General features: G+C 63.7%; 20 protein-coding genes. 10 read left to right on the top strand and 10 right to left on the bottom strand.

The window, feature by feature from the left end; all coding sequences use genetic code 11:
* Positions 1–48: 48 nt before the first annotated feature.
* From AC1L34_RS14880 to AC1L34_RS14865, 4 genes are read right to left on the bottom strand one after another with little or no spacing between them, the layout of a single operon-like run.
* Positions 49–1,275, bottom strand: coding sequence for a CoA transferase (locus AC1L34_RS14880; RefSeq protein ID WP_424294264.1), 1,227 nt, complete (start codon positions 1,273–1,275; stop codon positions 49–51).
* Entirely contained in the window at positions 1,272–1,943 is a 672-nt protein-coding gene (locus AC1L34_RS14875) for a GntR family transcriptional regulator (RefSeq protein WP_424322339.1), read from the bottom strand. Before AC1L34_RS14875 ends, AC1L34_RS14880 begins: the two co-directional genes overlap by 4 nt.
* Before the next feature lie 4 nt (positions 1,944–1,947).
* Positions 1,948–3,171, bottom strand: coding sequence for an acetyl-CoA C-acetyltransferase (locus AC1L34_RS14870; protein WP_424294266.1), 1,224 nt, complete (start codon positions 3,169–3,171; stop codon positions 1,948–1,950).
* Positions 3,172–3,197: 26 nt separating this feature from the next.
* The gene (locus AC1L34_RS14865) at positions 3,198–4,358 is read right to left on the bottom strand and encodes an acyl-CoA dehydrogenase family protein (RefSeq protein ID WP_424294267.1); all 1,161 of its coding nucleotides are present in this window, start codon (positions 4,356–4,358) and stop codon (positions 3,198–3,200) included.
* 99 nt (positions 4,359–4,457) lie between these two features.
* On the opposite strand from AC1L34_RS14865, the gene AC1L34_RS14860 reads away from it, so the two are divergent.
* Genes AC1L34_RS14860 through AC1L34_RS14840 form a run of 5 tightly spaced genes read left to right on the top strand, consistent with a single transcriptional unit; the run spans position 4,458 to position 8,933 of the window.
* Positions 4,458–5,642: an acyl-CoA dehydrogenase family protein gene (locus AC1L34_RS14860; protein WP_424322338.1), complete on the top strand. Its 1,185-nt coding sequence runs from the start codon at positions 4,458–4,460 to the stop codon at positions 5,640–5,642.
* Between the two features lie 8 nt (positions 5,643–5,650).
* Positions 5,651–6,460: an HpcH/HpaI aldolase/citrate lyase family protein gene (locus AC1L34_RS14855; RefSeq protein WP_424322337.1), complete on the top strand. Its 810-nt coding sequence runs from the start codon at positions 5,651–5,653 to the stop codon at positions 6,458–6,460.
* Positions 6,461–6,487: 27 nt separating this feature from the next.
* A complete protein-coding gene (gene fabG, locus AC1L34_RS14850; protein ID WP_480034867.1) occupies positions 6,488–7,231 on the top strand; it encodes a 3-oxoacyl-ACP reductase FabG in 744 nt (247 codons plus the stop codon).
* A 5-nt stretch (positions 7,232–7,236) separates the two neighbouring features.
* Positions 7,237–8,109 carry an HTD2 family dehydratase gene (locus AC1L34_RS14845; protein WP_424294094.1) on the top strand — a complete coding sequence of 291 codons (873 nt, stop codon included), beginning with the start codon at positions 7,237–7,239 and terminating at the stop codon, positions 8,107–8,109.
* Positions 8,106–8,933, top strand: coding sequence for an acyl-CoA thioesterase domain-containing protein (locus tag AC1L34_RS14840; RefSeq protein WP_424294095.1), 828 nt, complete (start codon positions 8,106–8,108; stop codon positions 8,931–8,933). The genes AC1L34_RS14845 and AC1L34_RS14840 overlap by 4 nt, the downstream gene beginning before the upstream one ends.
* 3 nt (positions 8,934–8,936) lie before the next feature.
* On the opposite strand, the gene AC1L34_RS14835 is transcribed toward AC1L34_RS14840, so the two are convergent.
* Entirely contained in the window at positions 8,937–9,467 is a 531-nt protein-coding gene (locus AC1L34_RS14835) for a VOC family protein (protein ID WP_424294096.1), read from the bottom strand.
* 50 nt (positions 9,468–9,517) lie between these two features.
* On the opposite strand from AC1L34_RS14835, the gene AC1L34_RS14830 reads away from it, so the two are divergent.
* On the top strand, positions 9,518–10,294 hold the full coding sequence (locus tag AC1L34_RS14830) for an aldose epimerase family protein (RefSeq protein ID WP_424294097.1): 777 nt from the start codon (positions 9,518–9,520) through the stop codon (positions 10,292–10,294).
* Positions 10,295–10,399: 105 nt separating this feature from the next.
* Here the strand turns inward: AC1L34_RS14830 and AC1L34_RS14825 are convergent, their stop codons facing one another.
* The gene (locus AC1L34_RS14825) at positions 10,400–11,014 is read right to left on the bottom strand and encodes an LGFP repeat-containing protein (RefSeq protein WP_424323435.1); all 615 of its coding nucleotides are present in this window, start codon (positions 11,012–11,014) and stop codon (positions 10,400–10,402) included.
* Between the two features lie 437 nt (positions 11,015–11,451).
* On the bottom strand, positions 11,452–12,813 hold the full coding sequence (locus AC1L34_RS14820; RefSeq protein ID WP_480034866.1) for an MFS transporter: 1,362 nt from the start codon (positions 12,811–12,813) through the stop codon (positions 11,452–11,454).
* Positions 12,814–13,384: 571 nt separating this feature from the next.
* Here AC1L34_RS14820 and AC1L34_RS14815 point away from each other — a divergent pair.
* Both AC1L34_RS14815 and AC1L34_RS14810 read left to right on the top strand, forming a co-directional pair.
* Entirely contained in the window at positions 13,385–15,133 is a 1,749-nt protein-coding gene (locus AC1L34_RS14815) for a hypothetical protein (protein ID WP_480034865.1), read from the top strand.
* A 179-nt stretch (positions 15,134–15,312) separates the two neighbouring features.
* Positions 15,313–15,549 carry a YgaP family membrane protein gene (locus tag AC1L34_RS14810; RefSeq protein ID WP_424294102.1) on the top strand — a complete coding sequence of 79 codons (237 nt, stop codon included), beginning with the start codon at positions 15,313–15,315 and terminating at the stop codon, positions 15,547–15,549.
* A 105-nt stretch (positions 15,550–15,654) separates the two neighbouring features.
* Here AC1L34_RS14810 and AC1L34_RS14805 read toward each other — a convergent pair whose 3' ends face one another.
* The 3 genes from AC1L34_RS14805 to dnaB form a co-directional block, all read right to left on the bottom strand.
* Positions 15,655–16,326, bottom strand: a complete 672-nt coding sequence (locus AC1L34_RS14805) for a DUF6308 family protein (protein ID WP_424322333.1) — start codon at positions 16,324–16,326, stop codon at positions 15,655–15,657.
* A 77-nt stretch (positions 16,327–16,403) separates the two neighbouring features.
* Positions 16,404–17,060: a DUF6308 family protein gene (locus AC1L34_RS14800; protein ID WP_424322332.1), complete on the bottom strand. Its 657-nt coding sequence runs from the start codon at positions 17,058–17,060 to the stop codon at positions 16,404–16,406.
* 179 nt (positions 17,061–17,239) lie between these two features.
* Complete coding sequence (gene dnaB / locus AC1L34_RS14795; protein WP_424293106.1) at positions 17,240–19,453, bottom strand: replicative DNA helicase; 2,214 nt, start codon at positions 19,451–19,453, stop codon at positions 17,240–17,242.
* A 491-nt stretch (positions 19,454–19,944) separates the two neighbouring features.
* Between dnaB and AC1L34_RS14790 the strand changes: the two genes are divergently transcribed.
* Together AC1L34_RS14790 and AC1L34_RS14785 are read left to right on the top strand one after the other, a co-directional pair.
* Positions 19,945–20,505, top strand: a complete 561-nt coding sequence (locus AC1L34_RS14790; protein WP_424323002.1) for a hypothetical protein — start codon at positions 19,945–19,947, stop codon at positions 20,503–20,505.
* An 85-nt stretch (positions 20,506–20,590) separates the two neighbouring features.
* The gene (locus tag AC1L34_RS14785) at positions 20,591–22,507 is read left to right on the top strand and encodes a YhgE/Pip family protein (protein ID WP_424323003.1); all 1,917 of its coding nucleotides are present in this window, start codon (positions 20,591–20,593) and stop codon (positions 22,505–22,507) included.
* The last annotated feature ends 98 nt before the right edge of the window (positions 22,508–22,605 follow it).

Genomic DNA, 22,605 nt, shown 5'->3' with positions numbered 1-22,605 from the left:
CAGATTAATGCAGTCCACCCCGGGCGACCGGGAGGCCCGAGGGAGCGCTCAGCCGACGATCCCCTGTCCGCGTAGCCTTTCAAGTTCGGCCGAATCAAGCCCCAGCACCGATGCCAATACCGCGTCAGTGTGCTGACCCAATTTCGCGGCGGCCTCAGTCCCCGAGTAGGCCGAGTCGTAGCGGGCCGGTGCACTCGCCGAAATCACCGAACCAATCCCCGGCTGGTCAAGGCCAGCGAGTACCGGCTGGGCATCCGGTTCCCGGGCAAAACTCGCAGCGACGTCAGCGGTCGTTTGGTATGGCCCCCACAGGACGCCCGCCGCCGAAAGTTGCGCGCGCACCTCGTCACCGCTCCGCGCGGCAAACCACGGTCGCACAACGGCCGCGATGACCTCACGATGGGCGTACCGATCTTCGTCGGTGGTGAAGTCGGCACCGAGGGACGTCTCCAATGCCGCGAACACGGCGGTCGTCCCCGTGGCTTCACCGATCGCATTCCATTGCCTGGGCGTCAGCGCGACGACCATCACGCGCGAGCCGTCGGCAGCGGCGAAGTCGGTCCCGAACGAACCGTAAAGGTGATTGCCGTGGCGAGGTCGGGCACCGCGTTCAGCGGCTTCGGAGAACCAGCCGAGGTTGGCAACGGCAGCCATCGCGACGTCGGCCAGCGCGATCTGGACGTGAGCCCCCTGACCGGTGCGGTCGCGGCGACGCAGGGCGGCAAGCACCGCGGTGACGACTTCTTGGCCACACAGCAGGTCCCATGCGGGAAGGACATGGTTGACGGGGGCCTCGGAGTCTGCGGGACCGGTCATTGATGCGATGCCCGCAGCACCGTTGACGGTGTAGTCGACGGCCGCGGAACCGTCAGCACGACCTTCCACACGGACGGCGATCACGTCCGACCGCCGCGCCGATAACGCCTCGTACGAGAACCAGGGGCGCCCGACGGCGTTGTCGATCACGATTCCGGCGTCCGCGCCGGGTGCGGTAGCCAGGGCTAACAGCAGCTCGCGCCCCTCGGGTGTGCGCAGGTTAAGCTGCACGGACTTTTTGCCGCGATTCAACGAGTTCCAGTACAGACTTTCACCGGTGCGATCCGACAGCGGCCACCGCCGGTAGTCGACGTTGCCACCAATCGGGTCGACGCGAATCACTTCGGCCCCGAGTTGGGCGAGGGCCATGCCTGAACTTGGTCCGGCGACGAAGCTGGCGAATTCGACGATGCGGACCCCGTCGAGGGGCCGATCTCCCGGTGCACGCGAATCGCTCATGGTTGGGCCGCCTCGTCGGTACTGAAAATCCCTTGCTCACCGAGGCGGTCGATCAAGTCGTCGACACCACTCATGATGTGCTCGTGCATCAGGTGTCCGGCTTCGTCAGCATCACCGGCGCGGAGTGCCTTCACCAGCGCATCGTGAGCGCTGTCGATCTCGTCGTGCCCTTCGACGTCGGCATAGAAGCTGCTGGGGAGTCGGCGGGAAATCTGATCGAGGACGATCGTGAGGCGTGGCGACCGGGCCGCCAGGTTGATGCCGCGATGAACGTCGTGCCCGCTCTTGACCATGCGGTTACTGTCACCAGATCGGCCCGCAGCGATGCGTTCGCTGTTGAGTGCTTCGAGCTCGTCGAGTTCTTCCGTCGTGATGAGCGCTGCGGCCCGCGAGGCGAGTTGGGCGGCGAGCGTCGCCTGCACCCAGAACAGGTCGCGTACGTCTTGCGCGGTGAATGCGGAGACGGCGAACCCGCGCCGCGGCACCTGGTGCACAAAGCCTTCGCCCTGCAGGTGCAGGAGTCCTTCGCGGACCGGGGTGTTGCTGATGCCGAGGGCCTGGGCGATCGGTTCGGTGCGCAGAAACTCGCCCGGTTTCACCTGGCCGGACACGATGAGTTCCCGCACATAAGCGGCGACATCGTCGGAGAGTTGGGGACGCGGTCTCATTGGCTCAGACTGCCTCAACTGTGGCGGCCATGCCCTGACCGCCACCGATGCACATGGTCGCAAGTCCGCGGCCACCTCCGCGACGACGCAGCTCGTGCAGCAACGTCGTGACCATCCGGACACCGGTAGCTCCGACAGGGTGCCCCAGGGAGATACCCGAACCGTTGACGTTGATGCGGTCTTGCTCGCGCCAATCCCAACCCTCCAACACCGCCAGAACCTGCGCGGCAAAGGCCTCGTTGAGTTCGACAACATCCATCGAGTCGAGAAGTTCGGTCACGCTAATCCCCGCGCGGTCGGCGAGTTTGGCCGTGGCCGGGACCGGCCCGAAGCCCATCCGAGACGGGTCGCACCCGGCGGCGGCCCAACCGGTCAGGAATCCAATCGGTTCCAGACCCAGTGCGTCGAGTTGGTCTTCGGCGACGATGAGGCAGGCTGCGGCAGCGTCGTTCTGCTGGCTCGCGTTGCCCGCGGTCACCGTGCCGTCCGGCATCACGGTTCGCAAGCTGGCGAGCGATTCGGGAGTGGAGTCCGGCCGGATGCCTTCGTCCCGGGTGAAGGGCACCGGCTCACCCTTGCGTTGCGGAACGTTTACCGGCACCACTTCGGCGTCGAACTTTCCGGCCTCCCACGCGGCGTGCGCCCGCTGATGGCTGCGGGCAGCGTACTGATCGGCCGCTTCGCGGGTAATTCCGTAGTCGTTCGCCAAGTTTTCGGCGGTCTCAATCATCCCGGAGATTTTCCCGAACCGGTGCTCGGGCTGACTGCGTTCACGTCCCCGGTCGAGGCGGTCGTAGAGGATGGAGTTACCAGCCCGCGCGCCAAAGCGATTGGTGGTCGAGTAGTACTCAGCGCGGCTCATTGACTCAATCCCGCCGGCCAGGACCGCGTCGGCCGCGCCGGTCTGCACCATCATCGCCGCGGTAACAAGGGCTTGCAGGCCACCGCCGCAGCGGCGATCGAGTTGCATGCCGGGCACCTCAATCGGCAGGCCAGCGTTCAGGGCGAGCCAGCGACCCACACACGGCACCTCGGAGTTGGCGTAACTCTGGGAGAAGACGACATCGTCGATGCGCGCCGGATCCATGCCCGACCGCTGGACGACGGCGTTGATCAGGTCGGCACCGAGATCTTCAACCGGGACGTCCTTGAGGCTCCCGCCGAAGGTTCCGACGGGGGTGCGCAACGGGTTGACGATGGCCGCGCGCCGCAGTGTTTGTGCTGACACAGTTCTGTCCTCCTTGGGTAGCGGGCCTAGATTTTGTTGCGCGCAATATGTTGCGCGGCAATCACATTGCGCTGAATCTCGTTGGTGCCCTCACCGACGATCATCAGCGGCGCGTCGCGGAAGTAGCGCTCGACGTCGTACTCCTTGGAGTATCCGTACCCGCCGTGGACGCGAATCGAGTCGAGCGCTATCGCCATGGCCGTCTCGGAGGCGAAAAGCTTAGCCATACCGGCTTCAAGGTCAGCGCGTTCACCGCGGTCGAGCTTCTGCGCGGCATCGATCGTGAGTAGTCGCGCCGCCTGCTGCTTGGTCGCCATGTCGGCGATCAGGTTGCCGACGCTCTGATGCTTCCAGATTGGCTGGCCGAACGATTCGCGTTCCTGCGCATACCTGGTTGCCGCTTCCAGGGATGCCTGTCCGACGCCAAGCGCTCGCGATGCCACCTGAATGCGCCCGACTTCTAGGCCGCGCATCATCTGTCCCCAGCCCTTGTTGGGATCGCCGCCCAAGACGGCATCGGCGGGAACCAGCATGTTGTCGAAGACAAGTTCACAAGCCTCGACGCCCCGATAGCCCAGCTTGGGGAGCTTCTTGGAGACGGCGAAACCCTCCCCCGGTTCGACGAGGAGCACGCTCATCCCGCGGTGAGTGGGATTGGCGTCGCGGTCGGTGATGCACAGCAATCCGAAGAGGTCCGAATGCGCGGCATTGGAAATCCAGGTCTTGGTGCCGTTGATGCGGTAGCCAGCTCCATCGGCCGCTGCGACGGGGTCGGCATGCGTGCGCATCGCCTGCAAGTCACTGCCGCCGCTCGGTTCGGTGAGCGCCATCGTCGCACGGATGGTGCCCTCGGCCATGGCGGGCAGGTACTTGTCCTGTTGCGCCCGAGTGCCGAAGGTTTTGATGAGGTAGGTAATCACCGAATGTCCGCCGATGGCTCCGGCCAGGCTCATCCATCCGCGGGCGAGTTCTTCGCAGACTCGCGCGAAGCACTCCATGCTGACGTCGACGCCGCCATGCTCGGCCGGGGCGAGGAGCCCGAAGAAGCCCAGGGATTTCATTTCCTCAATGAATTCTTCGGGATAGATGTCGTCAGCTTCGAACTCGCGGACTCGCGAGGCCACCCGCTGGTCGATGAAGTCGCGGACTAGCGAGACCATCTGCTGTTCGTCTGTTGTCAGGGCCATCGGTGGTGCGCCTCTCGTTCCAATCATCGTCCTCTTATGGATAATATATTATCCGTAATCACAGTTGGTTCGTTCCTCAAGGCCCGAAAGGCGGCCCGCATGCCAGAAGTGAGTCCCGCTGAAGTGAGTCCCGAGGACTTCGCCCAGATCCTGGAGTCGGTTCGTGATTTCGTGCGCACGCGGGTTATCCCTCGCGAGCAGGAAATCGCCGATGCTGACCGCATCCCCGACGACCTCCGCCAAGCCTGCAAAGACATGGGCCTCTTCGGATTTGCGATCCCCCAGGAGTGGGGAGGTCTCGGCCTCAACCTGGCCCAAGACGTCGAACTGGCGATGGAACTCGGCTACACCACCTTGGCCCTGCGCTCGATGTTCGGCACCAACAACGGCATTGCCGGGCAAGTCTTGGTCGGATTCGGTACCGACGAGCAGAAGTCGACGTGGCTGGAAAAGATCGCCTCGGGCGAGATCGTCGCTTCTTTCGCGCTCACCGAACCCGGTGCCGGATCGAATCCCGCCGGATTGCGCACCAAGGCCGTGCAGCAGGACGACGGCGACTGGATCATCGACGGCAGCAAATGCTTCATCACCAATGCGCCGACCGCGAACCTGTTCGTCACCTTCGCTCGGACCCGTCCCGCCGATGCCAACGGTGCGGGCATCGCCGTGTTCCTGGTGCCCGGCGATGCCCCCGGACTGTCGGTCGCCGAGCATGATCGCAAGATGGGCCAAGACGGTTCCTGGACCGCCGACGTGCGCTTCGACAGTGTGCGTGTTCCAGCATCAGCCCTGGTCGGCGGCTCCGAAGACGTCGGCTATCGGGCGGCGATGACGTCGCTGGCACGCGGCCGCGTCCATATTTCCGGACTGGCTGTCGGTGCCGCACAGCGAGCCCTCGACGAATCGCTACGTCATGCTGCCGTCACCACACAGGGCGGGACGCCCATCGGCGACTTCCAACTTGTCCAAGCACACCTGGCCGATATGGCGACCGGCATCATGGCAGGCCGTGCCCTGGCCCGCGATGCCGCCGCCAAATGGGTGTCGGAAGAGGACCGGCGAATCGCGCCGTCGGTGGCGAAACTGTTCTGCACCGAAATGGTCGGCGACGTCGCCGACCGCGCCGTCCAGGTGCACGGCGGCAGCGGCTACATGCGGGACATGCCCGTCGAACGGATCTACCGCGATGTCCGCCTATTGCGCCTCTACGAGGGCACCAGCGAAATCCAGCGCTTGATCATCGGCGGCGGTCTGGTGAAACAGGCCAAGCGAGAAGCGAAATAATGGTTGGTATGACCCCCTCAACCACCGCCCTGCGCGCCACCACCATTCTGTTTGTTCCGGGCGACCGCCCCGAACGCTTCGAGAAGGCCGCCGCCGCAGGTGCCGATCTCGTCGTAATTGACCTCGAAGATGCCGTTCCCCACGAGAACAAAGCGGTTGCGCGCGCCAATGCCGCCGAGTGGGCAGTGACCGGCAACCCCTGTGGCATCCGGATTAACGCTGCCGATACCGGCTACTTCCAGGACGATCTTGCCGCCATCACCGGGACCGGTGCCGTGGTGATGCTGGCGAAGGCCGAGACTCCCGACCTCGTGCAGGCCGTTGCCGAAGTTAGTGGATCCGGGGTAATTCCGCTGATCGAGACGGCGCGCGGCATCCTCGCCGCCGCCGATATCGCCGCCGTCCCCGGAGTCGTACGGCTCGCGGTCGGCACCTTCGACCTCGCCGCCCAACTCGGTGCCGACCCCGCCGACCGAGAAGCCCTGGCCACCAGCCGCAGCATGCTGGTCCTAGCTTCCGCCGCCGCCGGCCTGGCCGGACCACTCGAAGGAGTGACGGCCGCGATCGACAACGCCGATCGCATTGCATCCGACGCGGCCTACGCACGACGCCTCGGCTTCGCGGGCAAGCTCTGCATTCACCCCAAGCAGCTCGGACCGGCGATCGCCGCGTTCGCCCCCACCGAAGAAGAGATCGCGTGGGCGCACAAAATCATCGACTCACTCGACACCGATGGCGTGTGGACCATCGACGGCGAGATGGTCGATCAACCCGTCGTCGACCGGGCCCAACACATCCTCGACAAACTGAAGCACTAGCCAAACTGAAGCACTAGGAGCACACCCGTGACCGGACTACTCGCAGGCAAGACGGCCGTCATCACCGGCGGCGCGCAAGGCATCGGCTACGCGATCGCCGAGCGTTTTATCGCCGAAGGCGCCCGCGTGGTGCTCGGTGACATGAATGCCGAACAGGTAACCCGAGCGGCCAGTGACCTCGGCGGCGACACCGTCGCGCGCGGCGTGGCCTGCAACGTCACCTCGTCCGACGATGTCGACAACCTCATCAGCTCGGCGATCGACGCCTTCGGGGCAGTCGACATCATGGTTAATAACGCGGGCATCACGCGCGATGCCACCATGCGCAAGATGAGCGAAGAGAGCTTCGACCAGGTCATCGACGTGCACCTGAAGGGCACCTGGCTCGGCACTCGGGCCGCTGCCGCCCACATGCGCGAACGCGGTAGCGGCGCCATCGTCAACCTGTCATCGATTTCCGGCAAGGTCGGCTTCGTCGGACAGACCAACTACTCGGCAGCCAAGGCCGGGATCGTCGGACTGTCGAAGGCGGCAGCCAAGGAGGTCGCCCACGCGGGCGTCCGCGTCAACGCGATTCAGCCGGGCCTGATCCGCACCGCCATGACCGAAGCGATGCCCGAACGCATCTGGGATCAGAAAATGTCGGAGATCCCGATGGGCCGCGCGGGCGAGCCGTCGGAGATCGCCTCGGTCGCGGTGTTCCTCGCGTCGGACCTGTCGTCGTACATGACCGGAACAGTGCTTGAGGTGACCGGCGGGCGACTGATGTGACCGGCGTGCCCGGCTCATTCGAGGACTGGGAACCGCACACCGTCGTCTCCGAGGAATACCTCGATCCGGCGGCGGTGCGAGCCCTGGCCACCCTCTTCGACGACGGCCTTCCCGTCCCCGACGTCGGCGATGTGCTGCCGCCGCTGTGGCATTGGGTGGCGCTCCCCCGATGGTCACCATCGAGCGAACTCAGCATCGACGGGCATCCGTTCCGTGGATCATTCCTCCCACCAATCACGTTGCCGCGCCGCATGTTTGCCGGCGGCAGTGTGAGCTTTCCGGGCGACCTCCGCGTCGCCGATACCGTGCGGCGCGAGTCGACGGTGGAGTCAGTCACCGAGAAGAACGGCCGCAGCGGGGCCCTCACGGTGGTCGTCGTGGCGACGACGCTGTTCGGTACCGACGGCAACCCAGCGGTGATTGAGAAGCAGAATCTGATCTATCGGGAGGCTGCAGCGGTCTCGCACCCTGAGCCTGCCGACGCGGCTGGACCCGCCGCGATGGCGCCGGTCGGCCCGCCGATCGTGCCCGTGGGCGAAGGCCGTTGGGATTTCCGTACAGACCCGACGTTGTTGATGCGGTTCTCTGCGGCTACGGCCAACGCTCACCGCATCCACTACGACTGGCCGTATGCGACAGGCGTCGAAGGCTATCCGGGCTTGGTGGTGCACGGGCCCTTGATGACATTGTCGTTAGCCGAAACGCAGCGACTCGCCTCGACGAGCAGTCGGATCGGCGAGCTGTCGCACCGCAACTCCAGACCCCTGTTTTGCGGTGACGGAGCCCAGTTGGTTTCGACGCCCAACGAGGGCGGTACCCGCGTCGAACTGGTGAGTTCAGCAGGTACCCACACGAGCGTTGAGCTGATTCTCCGATGACCCGGTCCGCACTATTCGCTCTGACCGACTCCGGCACGCTACGCCCCTTGGCTCGGGCCGTCAGCGGCTGGGGAGCCGACCACATGCGCGGTATGGCCGTAGCCGGGGCCCTTGCCCGAGCCGTCGAATCGAAGGCGACAGAACTCGGCGAGAACCTAGTCCCCGGCCGCTTCACCCTCGACCTGTTCCGGCCGGTGCGGATGACCGACCTGTCGACCGAGGTGACGGTGGTGCGCAACGGCCGCCGTCTTTGCTTGCTCGACGCGCTGTTACTTCAGAATGGCGAGGTGATGGCCCGTGCCAGCGCCAGTTTCGTCGCACCGTCCGATAGCAGTGGTTCGTCAGCGTGGCCGGGTACTCCGGATCTGATTCCGAAACTGCCGCGGGTTGATCTCGCATCACTGCCCGATGAGTCCGAACGGATCTACGGGACCGACAGTCGTGGGTGGATGCCACTGGACGAAGTGCCTTACGACGCCGATCGCAAATGGGTATGGATGGTTCCGGCACCGGTGGTCGAAGGCGAAGTGCCCACCGGATTCCAAGCGGCGGCCTCATGTGCCGACGTAGTGAGTGTGGTCGCAAACCTTGATGAGCACGGGCTCGGTTTCATTAACACTGACCTCACCATGACTTTGGCGAGACAGCCGGTTGGCGCGTTCATCGGGCTGGTCGCAAACTCGCGCACCGAAGCCGCAGGCGTATCTGCGGCGTCTGCGGCGATGTTCGACGCCGAGGGAGCCTGCGGCCTGGTCTCCGCAACGTCCCTCTCCGCCGCGCCCATTATGCTGACGCCCCCAATGAAACTGCGGTACGAACGCTAGGCCCTAACCCCCTGAGCCCCGGGCAATCCGCGCGAAGACCTCCGGATCCAATCGTGGGCCGCCGAGCGTGTCGGCTCCGTACTTGTCGATCTCCGCGCGCAGGTCCAGGGGTCGGGTTGGCGGAACGCCGGGAACCAGTTCGGCAGCGACCAATTCGTCGGGCACCAGCCAGGTCACTTCAAATTCGATGCCGTCGGGGTCGCGGCCGTATAGGGCTTTGGTCGCAGCATGGTTCGCAGCACCGGTCAGTGCGTCGACGGCAGCCATGCGTTCGCCGACAGCGGCCATATCGGAGAGAGTCGCCACCTCCCAGGCCAGGTGATAGAGCCCAACAGCCCGATCCGGCGGCCGCGGAACGTTGGTCTGGAACAGCCCCAGGTCGTGGTCGTTGGCAGAGTTCACGCCGCGCAAGAAGGCCGCGCCGGGGAAGTCGACAGGAAGCTTCTCGAACCCGAGCACCGACGTGTAAAACTCGACACTTCGCTGAACGTCGGACACGTACAGCACCGCGTGATTAAGTCCTCGAATCGACATGTCGACCTTCCGTTCTGCCCGCTGCTCGGGCCTCATGAAAGGCTACCCAGGTGATTCTTCAGACTGCGAACGCCCGCCTCGACCTGTCGCTGGACGGCGGCGTCGTCGAACGGCTCCGCGTCGGGGACCTGGACCTACTGACCGTCGGGCCCGGGAAGGGTTCGTTCCCCATGGTTCCCTGGTGCGGGCGTCTCGACCGCGGCATCCTGACGACGGCAAGCGGAGTGCACCACCTACCGCGCAACGCGGAACCCCACGCGATCCATGGCACCGCACGCGACGAGTCTTGGCGACTGGTCGAATCGACCGCCACCACTGCGACCATCGCCCAATCCCTCTCAGCACCATGGCCATTCGCTGGTACCACCACCGCGTCGTTCACGCTCGACGACGACGCACTCACCATGTCCCTCGAGGTTGCATCCGATTCCGAGTCATTTCCCGCGCAGGCCGGCTGGCACCCGTGGTTCCGCCGCACGTTGCGCACGGGAACCGCTCCGGTGGAACTGTCCTTCGATGCTGACTGGCAAGAGCTTCGCGGCGATGATTATCTGCCGTCCGGTACGCGGATCACACCGCTTCCAGGCCCCTGGGATGACTGTTTTGGCATGCCCGGCGGCGTTGACGTGAAGCTCCTGTGGCCGGGCATCGCGACGTTGCGCATACAAAGCCCCGAACAGTGGGTCGTCGTTTACGACCTCGAGGACGATTCGGTCTGCATCGAGCCGCAGTCAGGCCCGCCAAATGGTGTCAACACCATGCCCCGCACGGTGACGCCATCGTCGCCGTTGCTGGTCCAAACCCGGTGGTCGTGGGAAACCTTGTAAGCACGGCGCGCTATTGCCCGTCTCGAGAAGACAAGCCTTTCAAGCAAGCGCATCGCCCCCGCCGAGTTGTCGGCGGGGGCGATGAGGTTTCTCGTGCGCGAAGTACTACTTGGTAGCGACAACCTTGTCGTTGACGGTGACGACGACCTTGTCAGCGCTCTGATCGAAGGTGATCTTGCCGTGCTCGAAGGTCGAGACCTTCAGCGCGCCCTCTTCGGTTTCGTCGCTGGTGGCTGCGCCAAGTGGGCCGTTAGAGCCGCCCTTGCCGTCGGCTGCGGGCTCACCTGAACTGTCGCGCTTGACGTTCCACGCGTCGCGAATCTTGCCCCACGTGATGTAGGCGGGCTTGCCCGGCTGAGCCGTGATGACGCCACCGTCGAACTGCTGGAAGACGACGCCGCTGTCGCTGGTGCCCGAAGCGTCGGCACCGGTCAGGACCTTACCGAGGTCGGCCTTCTGCTTATCGGTTGCTGCCTCGTACTTGACGGCGATAGGGCCCTTGAGTTCAACCTTGGTGCCGTCGGCTGCGGTGAGCTCAACGGTCTTATTGGCATCCATACCGGGCACCGACACCGAAGGTACCGACACGGACACCGAAGGCGTGAGCGTTGCGGCGGTGCCCTCGGTGGTGTCGGTAGTGGTGCTGGTGCAAGCGGCCACAGACGCGGTCAATGCCAAAGCTGCCGCAACCCCCGCGGTCTTACGCACGATTTGCTTCATTAAAGATCCCCTCTTCTCTCGACATTTCGTCGATGAACAAACTCGTTGGAGCTAACACCAGGTGGTAATTGCCCGATCGGACAGTAACAGAATTGTGCCGTCTCAGCCCGTCTTTACCGGTTTTCAAAACACGACGAAAACACCCTCTCCGCAGGCCCCACCAGCAATGCTGACTGGTTGCCGTGTCGAGATAGGGCCCTGCAACATGCACAATGTTGTTTGCTGTATGGTAACTGCTTGTTCGGGTAACCGGACAAGCCACCATGTTCAGGTTTGACGCCGGTCTTATCACCCCGACGATATCGGCGCCCTGCATGTTGGGCATCTCGCGTACCCACATGCGCGAGATCAACGAGGGCGGGCGGTCATTGCGATCGCCCGCCCTTGCTGTTGGCCTCAGAACTTTTAGCCCCGAATTGTTGGCCCCGAAGTGCTGGTTATGCCGCCCGGTGCCGCCGTATCCGGAATTGATTGACGACGAGTGCGAGAAAGACGATTGTCCCTCCGACGGCCGCAGCCCCCAGCGATATCCGAATCCCGTTTGAGCCGGGATTGGCGACCAAGATGGCTCCGACCACCGCGCTACCGAGTGCACCACCGACCGTGCGAAGAACCTGGTTGAAGCTAACGGCACTGCCGACCTCGAATATCGCGACGTTGCGCGCGATGAGCGTCGGCATCGCCGCGTATGCCGCGCCCATGCCAATACCGAACAGTGCCATGCCGATCAGGATTTCCCAGAGTTGGTCGCTGGTGAACCACAGCATGAGTGCCGCTACTGCCATGAGCCCGGAGCCAGCTGGCAGCATCGCCGTCATCGACTCTTGTCCAAGCCGTCGAACCAGTCGGTTACCGGCGAGGCTTCCCACCGACAGCGGCAGCATCACGAATCCGGCCCAGAACAGGGGAAGCCCAATGCCGTAGCCGGTTGACGTTGGCGCCTGCGCGATGATGCTGGCGACCGAAAGGCTCATGTACATCGTTGCGCCGAGACCGATTGCGGTGGCGTTCGCGAGAAACACGTCGGGCGTGCGGAAAACTCGGAGGTTGATCAGCGGGTCGCGACTGCGCAACTCCACCACAATCCAGGCCGCGAAAGCCACCCCGGCGCCAACGATGACAAGGACGGTCGCTGACGAGCCCCAACCCCAAGTCGGCCCTTGACTCACCGCCGTCAACATTCCGGCAAGCCCCAGACTCAGCAAGGCAGTGCCGGGAACATCGAACGGTCGCGTGACGGCGTCGCCCGGAGTTGACGGCACCAGCCGCCACACCACGACACCAGCGGTCGCGACGAAGGCTGCGGCGAACCAGAATGCGATCCGGTAGTCGAGCAGGCTGGCGAGCGCGCCCGTCAACGGATAGCCGATCCCGAGGCCGGTCGCCACCGTCACCGACAGCGTCGAAATAGCCGGGTCGATCTGCGGTTTCGCAAGGTGACGCCGGGCCATCACGATGGTGACGGGAACAATGCCGTACGACAGTCCCTGCAGCGCGCGTCCCACCAGGAACAGCGTGAAGTTGGGTGCGGCCGCCGCGACGACGGAACCAACGAAGATGATGCCCAGTGAAATCAGAAGCAGCCGGTGCGTCCAGGGGCCATCGCTGAGGCGACCCATCACGGGGGTCACGATGGCGCCGACCATCAGGTTGACGGTGAGCATCCATTGCGCCGAACCAACCGAGACGCCCAGTTCCGCAGAGATCGACGGAACCAGGAGCATGCCGAGGGAACTCACGATCGACGTCGTCAGTGCGGCGTAGACGAGGGCGGGAAGTAAGCGGTGAGTTCCGGACATTAGAAACACCCTATCGCCGGGCAGAAATGGTCGACCCGCCCAATGCCCGGCAACTTTTATTTGCCAGTCCCCGGTGCGGCGTCCCCTGATCGGATGGCACCGATTTCTGCGCGCCTAGCCTTGCTGCCTCCCGGTGGCTGCGATTGCTGTTGCCCCCTTTCGACCGTGTCAGGGTTCGGCGCCACGACCGTCGCTGAAACCGCATGGCGTACGGCGGGCAGGTTCCGCTTCGATTCACCGAGAATCCCGCTCCCGACCGGGCCCCTGTTGGTCAAATTTCCAACTCCGATGCAGGCGTTGAGTTCCGGGAAAGACGTCCCAGATCTAGTGACACAGAGGCTGGTTTGCGCCAACAAAAGTTGAGCCAATCGTCAATCTGGGCAAACTGGGCATTCCGCATTCACCCGTTGTCGGGAGGTGAAGATTTGCGCCCTGAACTGGTTCGATCGTCATTTCCGTGTCACTTCGAGGGTGACGTATTACCGCAGACGTAACGCGCTATGGCTTGATGCTTATGGCGATGACAACACGGCGACTCCCCCGTGTGGCGATAGACCAGAAGACACCTACTGTGAGTACCCCTCGTACGCGTGCGCGTTCACGTGCGATCCGCATCGGAATCTCGTTCCTCACGTGTGCCGTGCTTGTCACCGGCACCACCGAGAGCTCCGTCAGCCTCCCAGTAACTAACACCGTCGCGTCGTTGGAAACGCCGCAATCAGACTCGCAGGCAACAGAATCATCGTTGGGTTCGAGCGACCTTTCGTCTGTACTGTCCGACATCCTGAAGCCCGACAGTTCCGAGGGCAAACAGCCGCCAGCGATCACCAAGCTAATCCCGAAGCTCAAAGAACCGGCGGACGGGAAGACTTGCGTTGGTCCCGAGTTCGCAACCCTCGGTGCCATCTTCAGTGCGATCTTCGATTCGTTTACGCCGCTGATCCCGCCAGCGCAGCGCGGACCCGTGCTCGACGCTCGGTCGCGGGTGCTTGGCGATCTGCACGAGCTGCAGATCTCGTCGCTCGCCGTCACCAACAGTCCCGGCGGATTGGGTGCGTCGAAGGATGCGCCGATGAACAAGTACCGCGATCCCCTGTCACAGTGGGTCGTCACGCAGTTGATGAACGTGAAGGCCGGTACGGCCGCGCAGCCGATTCGCGCCGACAACCTGACGGTGATGCAGGCCGTCGAGAGCGCTTGGCTGTACTTTTACCTCACGGCTGTCGTGCCGTTGACGCTGGTGAAGTCGATGCTTCCCGCGGATTACTCGCTGGGGCCGGTAAGCGTCGGAACGCTGCTCACGCTGCCGATGACCATCGGCGCTAGCGGCATGAAGCTGTTCTACAAGGCAATGAGCGTGACGCTCATCAGCAATTGCCTCGCTCGCATGACGCCCGACGAAAAGGCGCGGGCTGGCAAGCCTGACCCCGATCTGAGTTTCGACGCGCAGGTTCCCGAGATCTTGACCAAGGTCGCCGGGGAGTTGGCGATTGCTGAACCCGGATCGTGCCCCTCGATTGCCGATATGACGCTGAGCCAGTTGGTCGGGCGGACGTCGTCGTTCCTGCAGAAGCAGGTCTCCGATCCGGAGGATGCGAAACAGATCGAGCTGCTGACCAAGGGTCTGCAGCTGTTTATGAAGTACGCGCCGGTGCCCGGGAACCTGATTCCGGCGGACCCGGTCGACGACGACACCGTCGAAGAGTTGATGGACCGCGGTCTCGGCGTTGCCGCTGCACCCGAGGTCACCGTCGAAACGATCCGCGCCAGCCTTACCGACGACGAGACCAAGCGCGCCTCTCTGGCGGAGATGACACCGCTTGGCGAGTTGACGGTCACGAAGACGCTGACCGCTGCGTTCTACGCGTACTCGCTGACCACGCTGCTCGTCGGGCACCTTAACGATGCGGCCGCCGCGGCCTTGGCCATCGAGATGGGCGGCGTCGACCTGATGCCGCGCATCAGTGGCCTCTACGACGCACCCAAGACGTACGGTCTCGTCGTCTTCCACAACACGCTGCGGTCGGTGTGCTTCACCCCCGATGGAAGCGGCGCGCCCGCAACGAGTCCCGCGCCCAGCACGAGCGTCGCGCCCACGACGAGTGCGACTCCCGGCTCGAGCACCACGCCCAAGCCGCGCACAAGCACGACCCCTCGCTCGAGCACCGCACCCAGCACGAGCACCACTCCTAAGCCCAGCTCTTCGACCAGTTCGAGCCCCGCGCCGAGTTCAAGCACCGCTCCCGCGCCCACCCCAAGCAGCACCCCTGACTCGGGCACGGAGATCGGCTCGTCCGGCGGGACCGTGACTGCGGGGTAGATCCCGCACTTCGTCCCTCCACTGTCTCCGAGTAAACGAGGGAGCTCCGTTCTCCGCTTCGCCCCCGTTCGGTGTCCGATCACACACTCCGTCTTGCATACCCCCGGGGGTATGCTGGTCGTGCCGGTCGATCGCCGGAACCCCACGGGACACCCTCCCCCAATGAATGAGTGAGCGAAATGAAGAGCCTTCCCCGACACCAAGGTTGGACCGTCGAACGAGTCGTGCCGCTGATGGCCGGCGTGATCGTTCTCCTGAGCATCGCGCTGGTGCTCGCATTCTCCCCGTGGTGGCTGTTCCTCACCGGCTTCGTAGGTGCCAACCTCGTCTTCTACGCGGCAGTCGGATGGTGCCCGGCCAGCCTGATCATGGAAAAGGTCGGACTTGAGCGAGCTAGTTGCCGAGTTCGGGTTTAGGGGCGAGTAACGCAGTCATTCGGCTGTGACTGCGCTGGCGGTCGTGTCCTGGCCGAGCCTAGCGAAGCGACAATGACTAGTCGTTGGGCACACTCATCGCTCGGCTCAGGACATCGGCCGGTAGTGCTTCCCCTGCATCCAAGCCAGCACATCCAGCACGCGCAGCGCCGGGATGGACTCATCGAGGCCAGCTTGATCGCGCAGATCAAGGAGACGTCGGTGCAGCGCGCCATCGTCTGCCCGCAATGCCTGGCGGATCGGTTCAAAGTGAGCGGCTTTGGTGCCGAGTTCTCGTCCGACCACCTCGTCGTAGATCGGAAACAGCCGCGGCCGCTTCCTCGCGATGAGCTTCGAAGCGATGGTCCGGCCAATGCCGTGGACGGCCCAGAGCGCTGTTTCCAACTCCCATGCCGGAGACGTCGAAGTCATCGGTTCCGACTCCTCGACAAGGTCCCGGTCAGGCCCGATCTTCTGGAGGAGTTCGGTCATCGGTTCGCGCAGTTCGCCGAGGAGCAGCCAGGCAGCATGCGCGGGAACCTGCACTGACAGGAACGTCACCGCTACGAGGTCATCAGCGGTAAAGCGGTTCGCGTCCGCAGTTCGCTGCCCGCTCGGATCCCAGTTGTCCCAGTGGGCGCCGGACCTGAGGTACCCGGTCTTGACGACCGGACGAGTGAAGTACTCCTGCAACGTATCGATCGCTCCAGCATCGTCCTGCTCACGAAGGACTTTCGGGAGTCGGATGTGCGATCCTCCCCCAAATGCGTTCTCAGACATACTCCTCGTTCCGCTCAAGGCTCTCTATCGGAGCCTTCGTCGAGTTCTCGACGCAATGCATGGTTCCGCGCGTCGACTCACTGAATTCGTCCCGTTCCCCACATCCATACAAGGATGTCGAACACCCTGATCGTGCTGATATCCTCACCGATCTCGGCGGAGGTGCGGACATGCTCAAGATGAGTGACCAGTTGCCGACCGTCGGCATTCATAACGGTCCGAAGATTCCGATAGAAACTGTGGCGAGCAGGCACGTGACCCACAGTCTTGATCACCACCGAATCGATGACGGGAAGGAGGTGCGGACGCTTGCGTGCGAGCAGTTTGCTTGTCTTTGTCCGTCCGACCCGACGGTTGTCACGCACCATCGACCAGATTTCTTCCGCGATACTCAGGTGGTCATCGCTGGCGTCTACCAGCGCCACGTCAGTCGGCAATTGGCTGAGGAGGTCGCTCAACCGACGGGAATACCCAGGCTCTTGGTCGCCAAGAAGCCGTAGTGCCGCCGGCCCCGGGATGTCGACGCTCAGGAGTGTCACTGCGACGAGGTCCTCGGAGGTGAAGTGGTCAGCCACCTCGGCACGATCGCCGCCTCCGGCGAACCGTTCGAATCTGGAACCGCTATAGGCCGGAACCTCGCCTTCGTGCGCGAAGTAGCGGCGTAACGCCTCTACTGCCGCAGCAGTTCGGTCGATACTGAGGATCGGAGGAAGCATCATGCCGTCAACGTTCATACAGGGACTGTAGTTAAGAGCTGGTGCGGCGGACCTGAATGACACAAAGCATCCAGCGCCCCATGCTGGCCTAGGCGACGGGTCTGAACATTCCGGGTCATTCCCCCGTCAAGGCCGACGAGCGACTCCCCAAAGGTTCTATCTACAGCCGCGATGATGGTCAGGAGAGATGTGTGTGCCTATCCCCGAGCCATATCCACAAACCGCGACAAATGCAGCTGGTGAGCCACAGTGATCGTCGCCGTCGGACCGTTACGGTGCTTACCGACGATGATGTCGGCTTCGCCAGCGCGGGGGTCGTCGCGCTCGATGGAGTCGGGGCGGTGCAGCAGGATAACCATGTCGGCGTCCTGCTCCAATGAGCCCGATTCACGCAGGTCCGAGACCTGTGGACGCTTGTCAGTTCGCTGTTCCGGGCCACGGTTCAGCTGGCTGATCGCGACCACGGGAACTTCGAGTTCCTTGGCGAGCAGCTTGATCGAACGCGAGAACTCCGAGACTTCCTGCTGACGCGATTCGACCTTCTTGCCCGACGTCATCAGCTGCATGTAGTCGATGACGACGAGTTTGAGGTCGTGCTTCTGCTTTAGCCGACGGGCCTTGGCGCGGATCTCCATCATCGTCAGGTTCGGCGAATCGTCGATGAACAGCGGCGCATCGGTGATCTCACCCATGCGACGAGCCAGACGACTCCAGTCGTCGTCACTCATGTTGCCCGAACGCATGTCGCCGAGCTTCACCTTCGCCTCGGCCGATAGCAGTCGCATGACGATCTCGGTCTTGTTCATTTCCAACGAGAACATCGCCGAAGTGAGGCCGTTGTGGATCGACGCCGATCGCAACCAGTCCATCGCGAGTGTGGAGTTGTGCGTCGGCACCATCGCCTCGCCAGCGAGGTAGAGGTGACTCATGTTGTCGACCTCCACGCAGCGCACGGGCACGCTTGGGATCGACCGCACCGACACCACCCGCCGCGACCGGACCGTGCCGCGCAATTCCTTATGCCGTTGAGCCTTCTCGAAAACAGTGAAAACATCTTCGGGCGCATTCAGGCGGATCCACCCGCTGCTGGCACGACGGAAGCTGTATCCGAGACCGGCGGCAAGGTCGCCCACCACGGACGACATGTGGTTGGTCGCGGCCGGAACCGTGATCCAGCCGTCGTCGTCGACGCGGGCCCGCGAATCTAGGATCCCGGCCAGGAGCGCACGACGCTGCGGCACCGAACCACGCAGGTACTCGTGCGGAATCTGACCGCCGAGGTCCGTCATCAACGTCATCACATCAACAGGGCCCTCCGCGTCGATGCGTGCACCGATCTCCGGGTCGTCGTAGGCCATGCCAGCCAACGCACCGACCGTGTACGGGCCGTACGCGAGTGGGCGATACGGGAGTTGCAGTGGTGCGGTGTTGTCGATGCTCGCACGACCGCAGATCAATTCCAGTTCATCGGTGGTGACGATGCGCTTGGCTCCGTCAACCTCAACTGCCCACTGGTGCTGCTCGTCCGCCACGATCACCGCGCCGTCGTCCAACTCCACCTCAAAGCAGTGGCGACGGGTCATCACTTCGGTCGCGGCAACGACCGTCGTCGCACGCCCATCGGGGCCCATCAATTGATCGCCCTTCGCGACGCGACCCATGGTGGTCCAGCCGGTTGGCGTCGGGAGCGGCGTGTCCAACGACAGCGCCTTTCCCACACCGGGACGGGCGGCAACGATGATCATCTGACCCGGGTGCAGACCGTTAGTCAGTTTGTCGAGGTCGGCAAAGCCGGTCGGCACACCCAACGACAGCCCACCGCGCGAGGCGATGGAATCGAGCTCATCGAGCGTGGGCTGCAAAAGTTCTTCCAGTGCCACATAGTCTTCGGTGGTGCGACGCTCGGTGACCTCGTAAATCTCGGCCTGAGCACGGTCGACGACCTCAGCCACATCCTGCCCGTCGGCACCGGCGTAGCCATACTGCACGATGCGGGTGCCAGCTTCGACGAGGCGACGCAGGATCGACTTCTCTCCAACGATCTCCGCGTAGTAGCCAGCATTCGCGGCGGTCGGAACAGTCGAAATCAGCGTGTGCAGATACGGCGCGCCGCCGACTTTGCGCAGCTCGCCCTTCCGCTCTAGCTCAGCGGCAACGGTGATTGCGTCGGCCGGCTCGCCGCGGCCGTACAGCTCCAGGATCGCGTCGTAAACAGCTTGGTGCGCAGGCTTGTAGAAGTCGCCGGGGCGAATGCGCTCGAGGACGTCCGCGATCGCGTCCTTGCTGAGCAGCATGCCGCCGAGAACAGACTGTTCGGCTTGCGTGTCTTGCGGTGGCTGGCGACCGAACTCTTCAGTTGGCGGCTCCGGCGGAAGATCGGGCTCACGCCCCAGATCGGCCTCAATAGCCACTCGCCTTACCCCCGATGATGTAGATCCTGAACAATTCCCGCGAACCACAGCGGCCGTGAACCAAAGGCCGTGAACGAAACGTTGACGACTAACCACTGCGATCAACCTAGGTTTCCGCTGAGGAAACCCGACCCATCTGAAAGGTTAGGACCAGGATGCCGCCAGTACCAAACACGTCCTGTGGATAGATCTGTTGATGCCATGTGGACAATTCTGAAAATTGCAGGAGCCACTGTGCACAACCCTGTGTACGACCTGGGGAATTCTGGCCGGGTTGCGCACATAACGCCTGTTCAGCATCACTTTTTGAAATCCACAGTGAACTATCCGGACAGCGTCGGCGTGTTGCCTTTCGCCACGCCGGGACGGGCGCAAGTCACACGCTCGTAAGCACTCGTGTGAGCATCTATCCCCAGGGCACCGCGGGCGTGAAGTGAAGCAGGTCACCGCAACCGGCACCACTGGTCCCCGCACCGTGGTGGAATGGCCAGGTGCGACCTTCAAACCCGGCACGAGTGGCCGCCAAAGCAACCGCCGTCCTCCTCATGCTGCTCGTCGCAGCAGTGCTGCCAGGCGTGGCCAACGCAGCCCCGTCAGCAAAATCGGCCGCCACCGCATTCGACCTCTCCCATTACAAACCCGTCAACACCGGCCCGTACCTGTCGATGTCGTACGCGAATGGCGGAGCGCACTTCTTCAAATCCGGACGCTGGCTGTGCCGACTCGGCCCCGCCGCCAACGCCGTCTCATGTCAAGGCAAACCGGGGTCAGCACCTCCCGGCACCCTTGGTGTTGCCATCGCAGGCGAAAGCCAAGGCCCGTACTGGGTGCGCCCGGGAACCAGTTTCCGGCCCGGCACCACAACACCGTTCCACGCTCCGACACTCCCCATCGGCAGTCGCATCAACGTCGCGAACGTAACCTGCGCGGTCCCCAGCGCGGGAAGCGTCGTCTGCCGGAACTGGAACCGCGGTTTCAAACTCACCCGCTACAGCCACCGTTTCCTGTACCCCAAAGGCGACACCGCGCACAGCGCCAACCCCCGCCGCTAACCACTTCGACCTGCCCGTTTTACAGCGGCAAATCTGAGCATCGCCCCTTGTCCAGGCAATACGACAAAACGTACCTTGACCAGTTGTGACCGACACAACACCCATGTCCGGCTGGTACCGGACCCGTCTCCGCCGCCTCTTCTTGGCGTTGGTCGTCGTCGTGCCACTCGTGTTCTCGGCCGTCTACATGTGGTTCATCTGGGACCCGACTGACACCGTCGACAAGATGCCGGTCGCGATCGTCAACAACGACCAGCCGTTCGGCACCGGCGCCGACCGTCTCGCCGCGGGCGAAGGCGTCCAAAAAGAACTCGTCGATTCGCAGGCACTCGACTTCTCCGTCGTCGATGCCGCGACCGCCGAAGCTGGACTCAAGCACGGTGACTACTACTTCATCATTGAAATCCCGCAGGATTTCAGCGCAGATCTGAGCCAGATTGGGTCGGCCACCACCGCCCCCGCGCTGATCAACGTCACCTACAACGACAACAACACCCTGATGGCGTCGAACATCGGCGGACAGGCCATGGCCAGCATCAACCAGGCCGTCCTCGAGGGTGTTTCGGCCACCACGGTGGGGACGCTGCTCGACGGCGTCAACAGCCTGTCGTCGGGCCTGAAAGAGGCATCGGACGGTTCAGCCCAGCTCTACGGCGGAACATCGGAACTGTCGGCCGGTGCCACGCAGCTGTCGGACGGCCTCAACAATGAACTGCTTCCGGGCATGACCGAGGCCGCCAACGGTGGCCACGAGCTCGCCAACGGTGCCGGTCAACTCGCTTCCGGAGCCGGCGAACTGCAAGCGGGCACCGCCGAACTGGGGGCCGGGGCCACCGAGCTGGCCGACGGCATCGGAAGCCTCACCGACACCATCGACATCGCCTCGTTGAAAGCCACCCTGGACCGTCTCCAAAAGACTCCGGGCATCGGGAGTGAGCTCGGCGAGATCACTGCAATTGTTCAAGGCCTCAGCGACCTGAAGTCCGGCAGCCGTGAACTCGCGCGCCAGCTCAGCGACCCGAACGCGGAGTACCGCTCGGGAGTCGACCAGCTAACAGCCGGGGCGGGCGAATTGTCCGCAGGCAGCAATGAGCTCGCCTCGGGGCTCGATCAACTGCAGAGCGGCACCGCCGAAGCAGGCTCCGGCGCCAAGGAACTCGCGGCCGGTGCCAAGCAACTAGACGATGGTGCCAAGCAACTCTCCGACGGCCTCGGAGCCGGCGCCAAGGAAGCACCCGACCTGAGCGATGCCACGCAGCGCACCAGCCTGGCCGCTCTCCTCAGCACACCGGTCACCTCGGAGGCCAGCAACGTCGCACAAGCACAGGGCTTCGGCCCCGGTGCCGCACCGGTGATCCTGGCAATCTTGCCCGCCATCATCGCGCTCGCCGTGTTGATGACCATCCGCGTGCGCGGCCGTGACGTGACCACCGGCAATCGTCGTTCCGCACGCATGTGGTGGCGTCGAGCGTCGAAGGTCGTGGCGTTCAGCATAATTGCACTCGCCGTCCTCATACCGATCCTGTGGCTGCTCCTGACGCCGAGCCCGTCGCCCGCTTCACTACTGCAAGTCGTGGTGATCGTCGTGGCGGCCACCATCATGAATGCGTCGATGATCGCGTTGCTATTCACCTGGCTGGGATACACGGCAGGTGCGGTGGCGACCTTGGCGTGGACCATGCTCCAGTTGTTCGCCTACGGCGGCGTCTGGATGGTCGAGACGGTGCCGACGCCGCTGCAGTGGCTGCATCCCATTGCGCCGATGACCTACATTCGTGAGGGATTGATTGCCGGATTCAACGGCGCTTCCGGATTCTGGTCGTCGTTGATGGTCCTGCTGGTGATCACGGCAATCACGACCGCCCTGACACTCTGGATCCGCAGCCGGGGCAGCGCACGCTACCCGGTCGCCCCGATACCCGGCGGCGCAGGTGTCGAGCCCATGCTCGACGACCCCGACCTCGGTCGCGCCGACACCGATCTCATCCCGGTCGTCACCTAGCCGGAACTTCGGACCGCCGCCTAGGCCTCCGGATCTGCCCTTTTCTGTCACATCTACGCCCAAACCGACAACCAGACCGTCGCCGATCGCAGGATTCG

Source organism: Gordonia sp. 34D (genome assembly GCF_056682775.1).
Note: the sequence above shows the minus strand (reverse complement) of the source record. Positions and strands in the feature narration are given on the sequence as shown.

Excerpts from the sequence above, each read along its gene's own strand:
- AC1L34_RS14810 (WP_424294102.1), top strand. The coding sequence starts at position 15,313 with ATGAAGAGCCTTCCCCGACACCAAGGTTGGACCGTCGAACGAGTCGTG.
- AC1L34_RS14860 (WP_424322338.1), top strand. The coding sequence starts at position 4,458 with ATGCCAGAAGTGAGTCCCGCTGAAGTGAGTCCCGAGGACTTCGCCCAG.
- AC1L34_RS14855 (WP_424322337.1), top strand. The coding sequence starts at position 5,651 with ATGACCCCCTCAACCACCGCCCTGCGCGCCACCACCATTCTGTTTGTT.
- AC1L34_RS14805 (WP_424322333.1), bottom strand. The coding sequence starts at position 16,326 with ATGTCTGAGAACGCATTTGGGGGAGGATCGCACATCCGACTCCCGAAA.
- AC1L34_RS14825 (WP_424323435.1), bottom strand. The coding sequence starts at position 11,014 with ATGAAGCAAATCGTGCGTAAGACCGCGGGGGTTGCGGCAGCTTTGGCA.
- AC1L34_RS14820 (WP_480034866.1), bottom strand. The coding sequence starts at position 12,813 with ATGTCCGGAACTCACCGCTTACTTCCCGCCCTCGTCTACGCCGCACTG.
- AC1L34_RS14865 (WP_424294267.1), bottom strand. The coding sequence starts at position 4,358 with ATGGCCCTGACAACAGACGAACAGCAGATGGTCTCGCTAGTCCGCGAC.
- AC1L34_RS14800 (WP_424322332.1), bottom strand. The coding sequence starts at position 17,060 with ATGAACGTTGACGGCATGATGCTTCCTCCGATCCTCAGTATCGACCGA.
- AC1L34_RS14835 (WP_424294096.1), bottom strand. The coding sequence starts at position 9,467 with ATGTCGATTCGAGGACTTAATCACGCGGTGCTGTACGTGTCCGACGTT.
- AC1L34_RS14840 (WP_424294095.1), top strand. The coding sequence starts at position 8,106 with ATGACCCGGTCCGCACTATTCGCTCTGACCGACTCCGGCACGCTACGC.
- AC1L34_RS14880 (WP_424294264.1), bottom strand. The coding sequence starts at position 1,275 with ATGAGCGATTCGCGTGCACCGGGAGATCGGCCCCTCGACGGGGTCCGC.
- AC1L34_RS14875 (WP_424322339.1), bottom strand. The coding sequence starts at position 1,943 with ATGAGACCGCGTCCCCAACTCTCCGACGATGTCGCCGCTTATGTGCGG.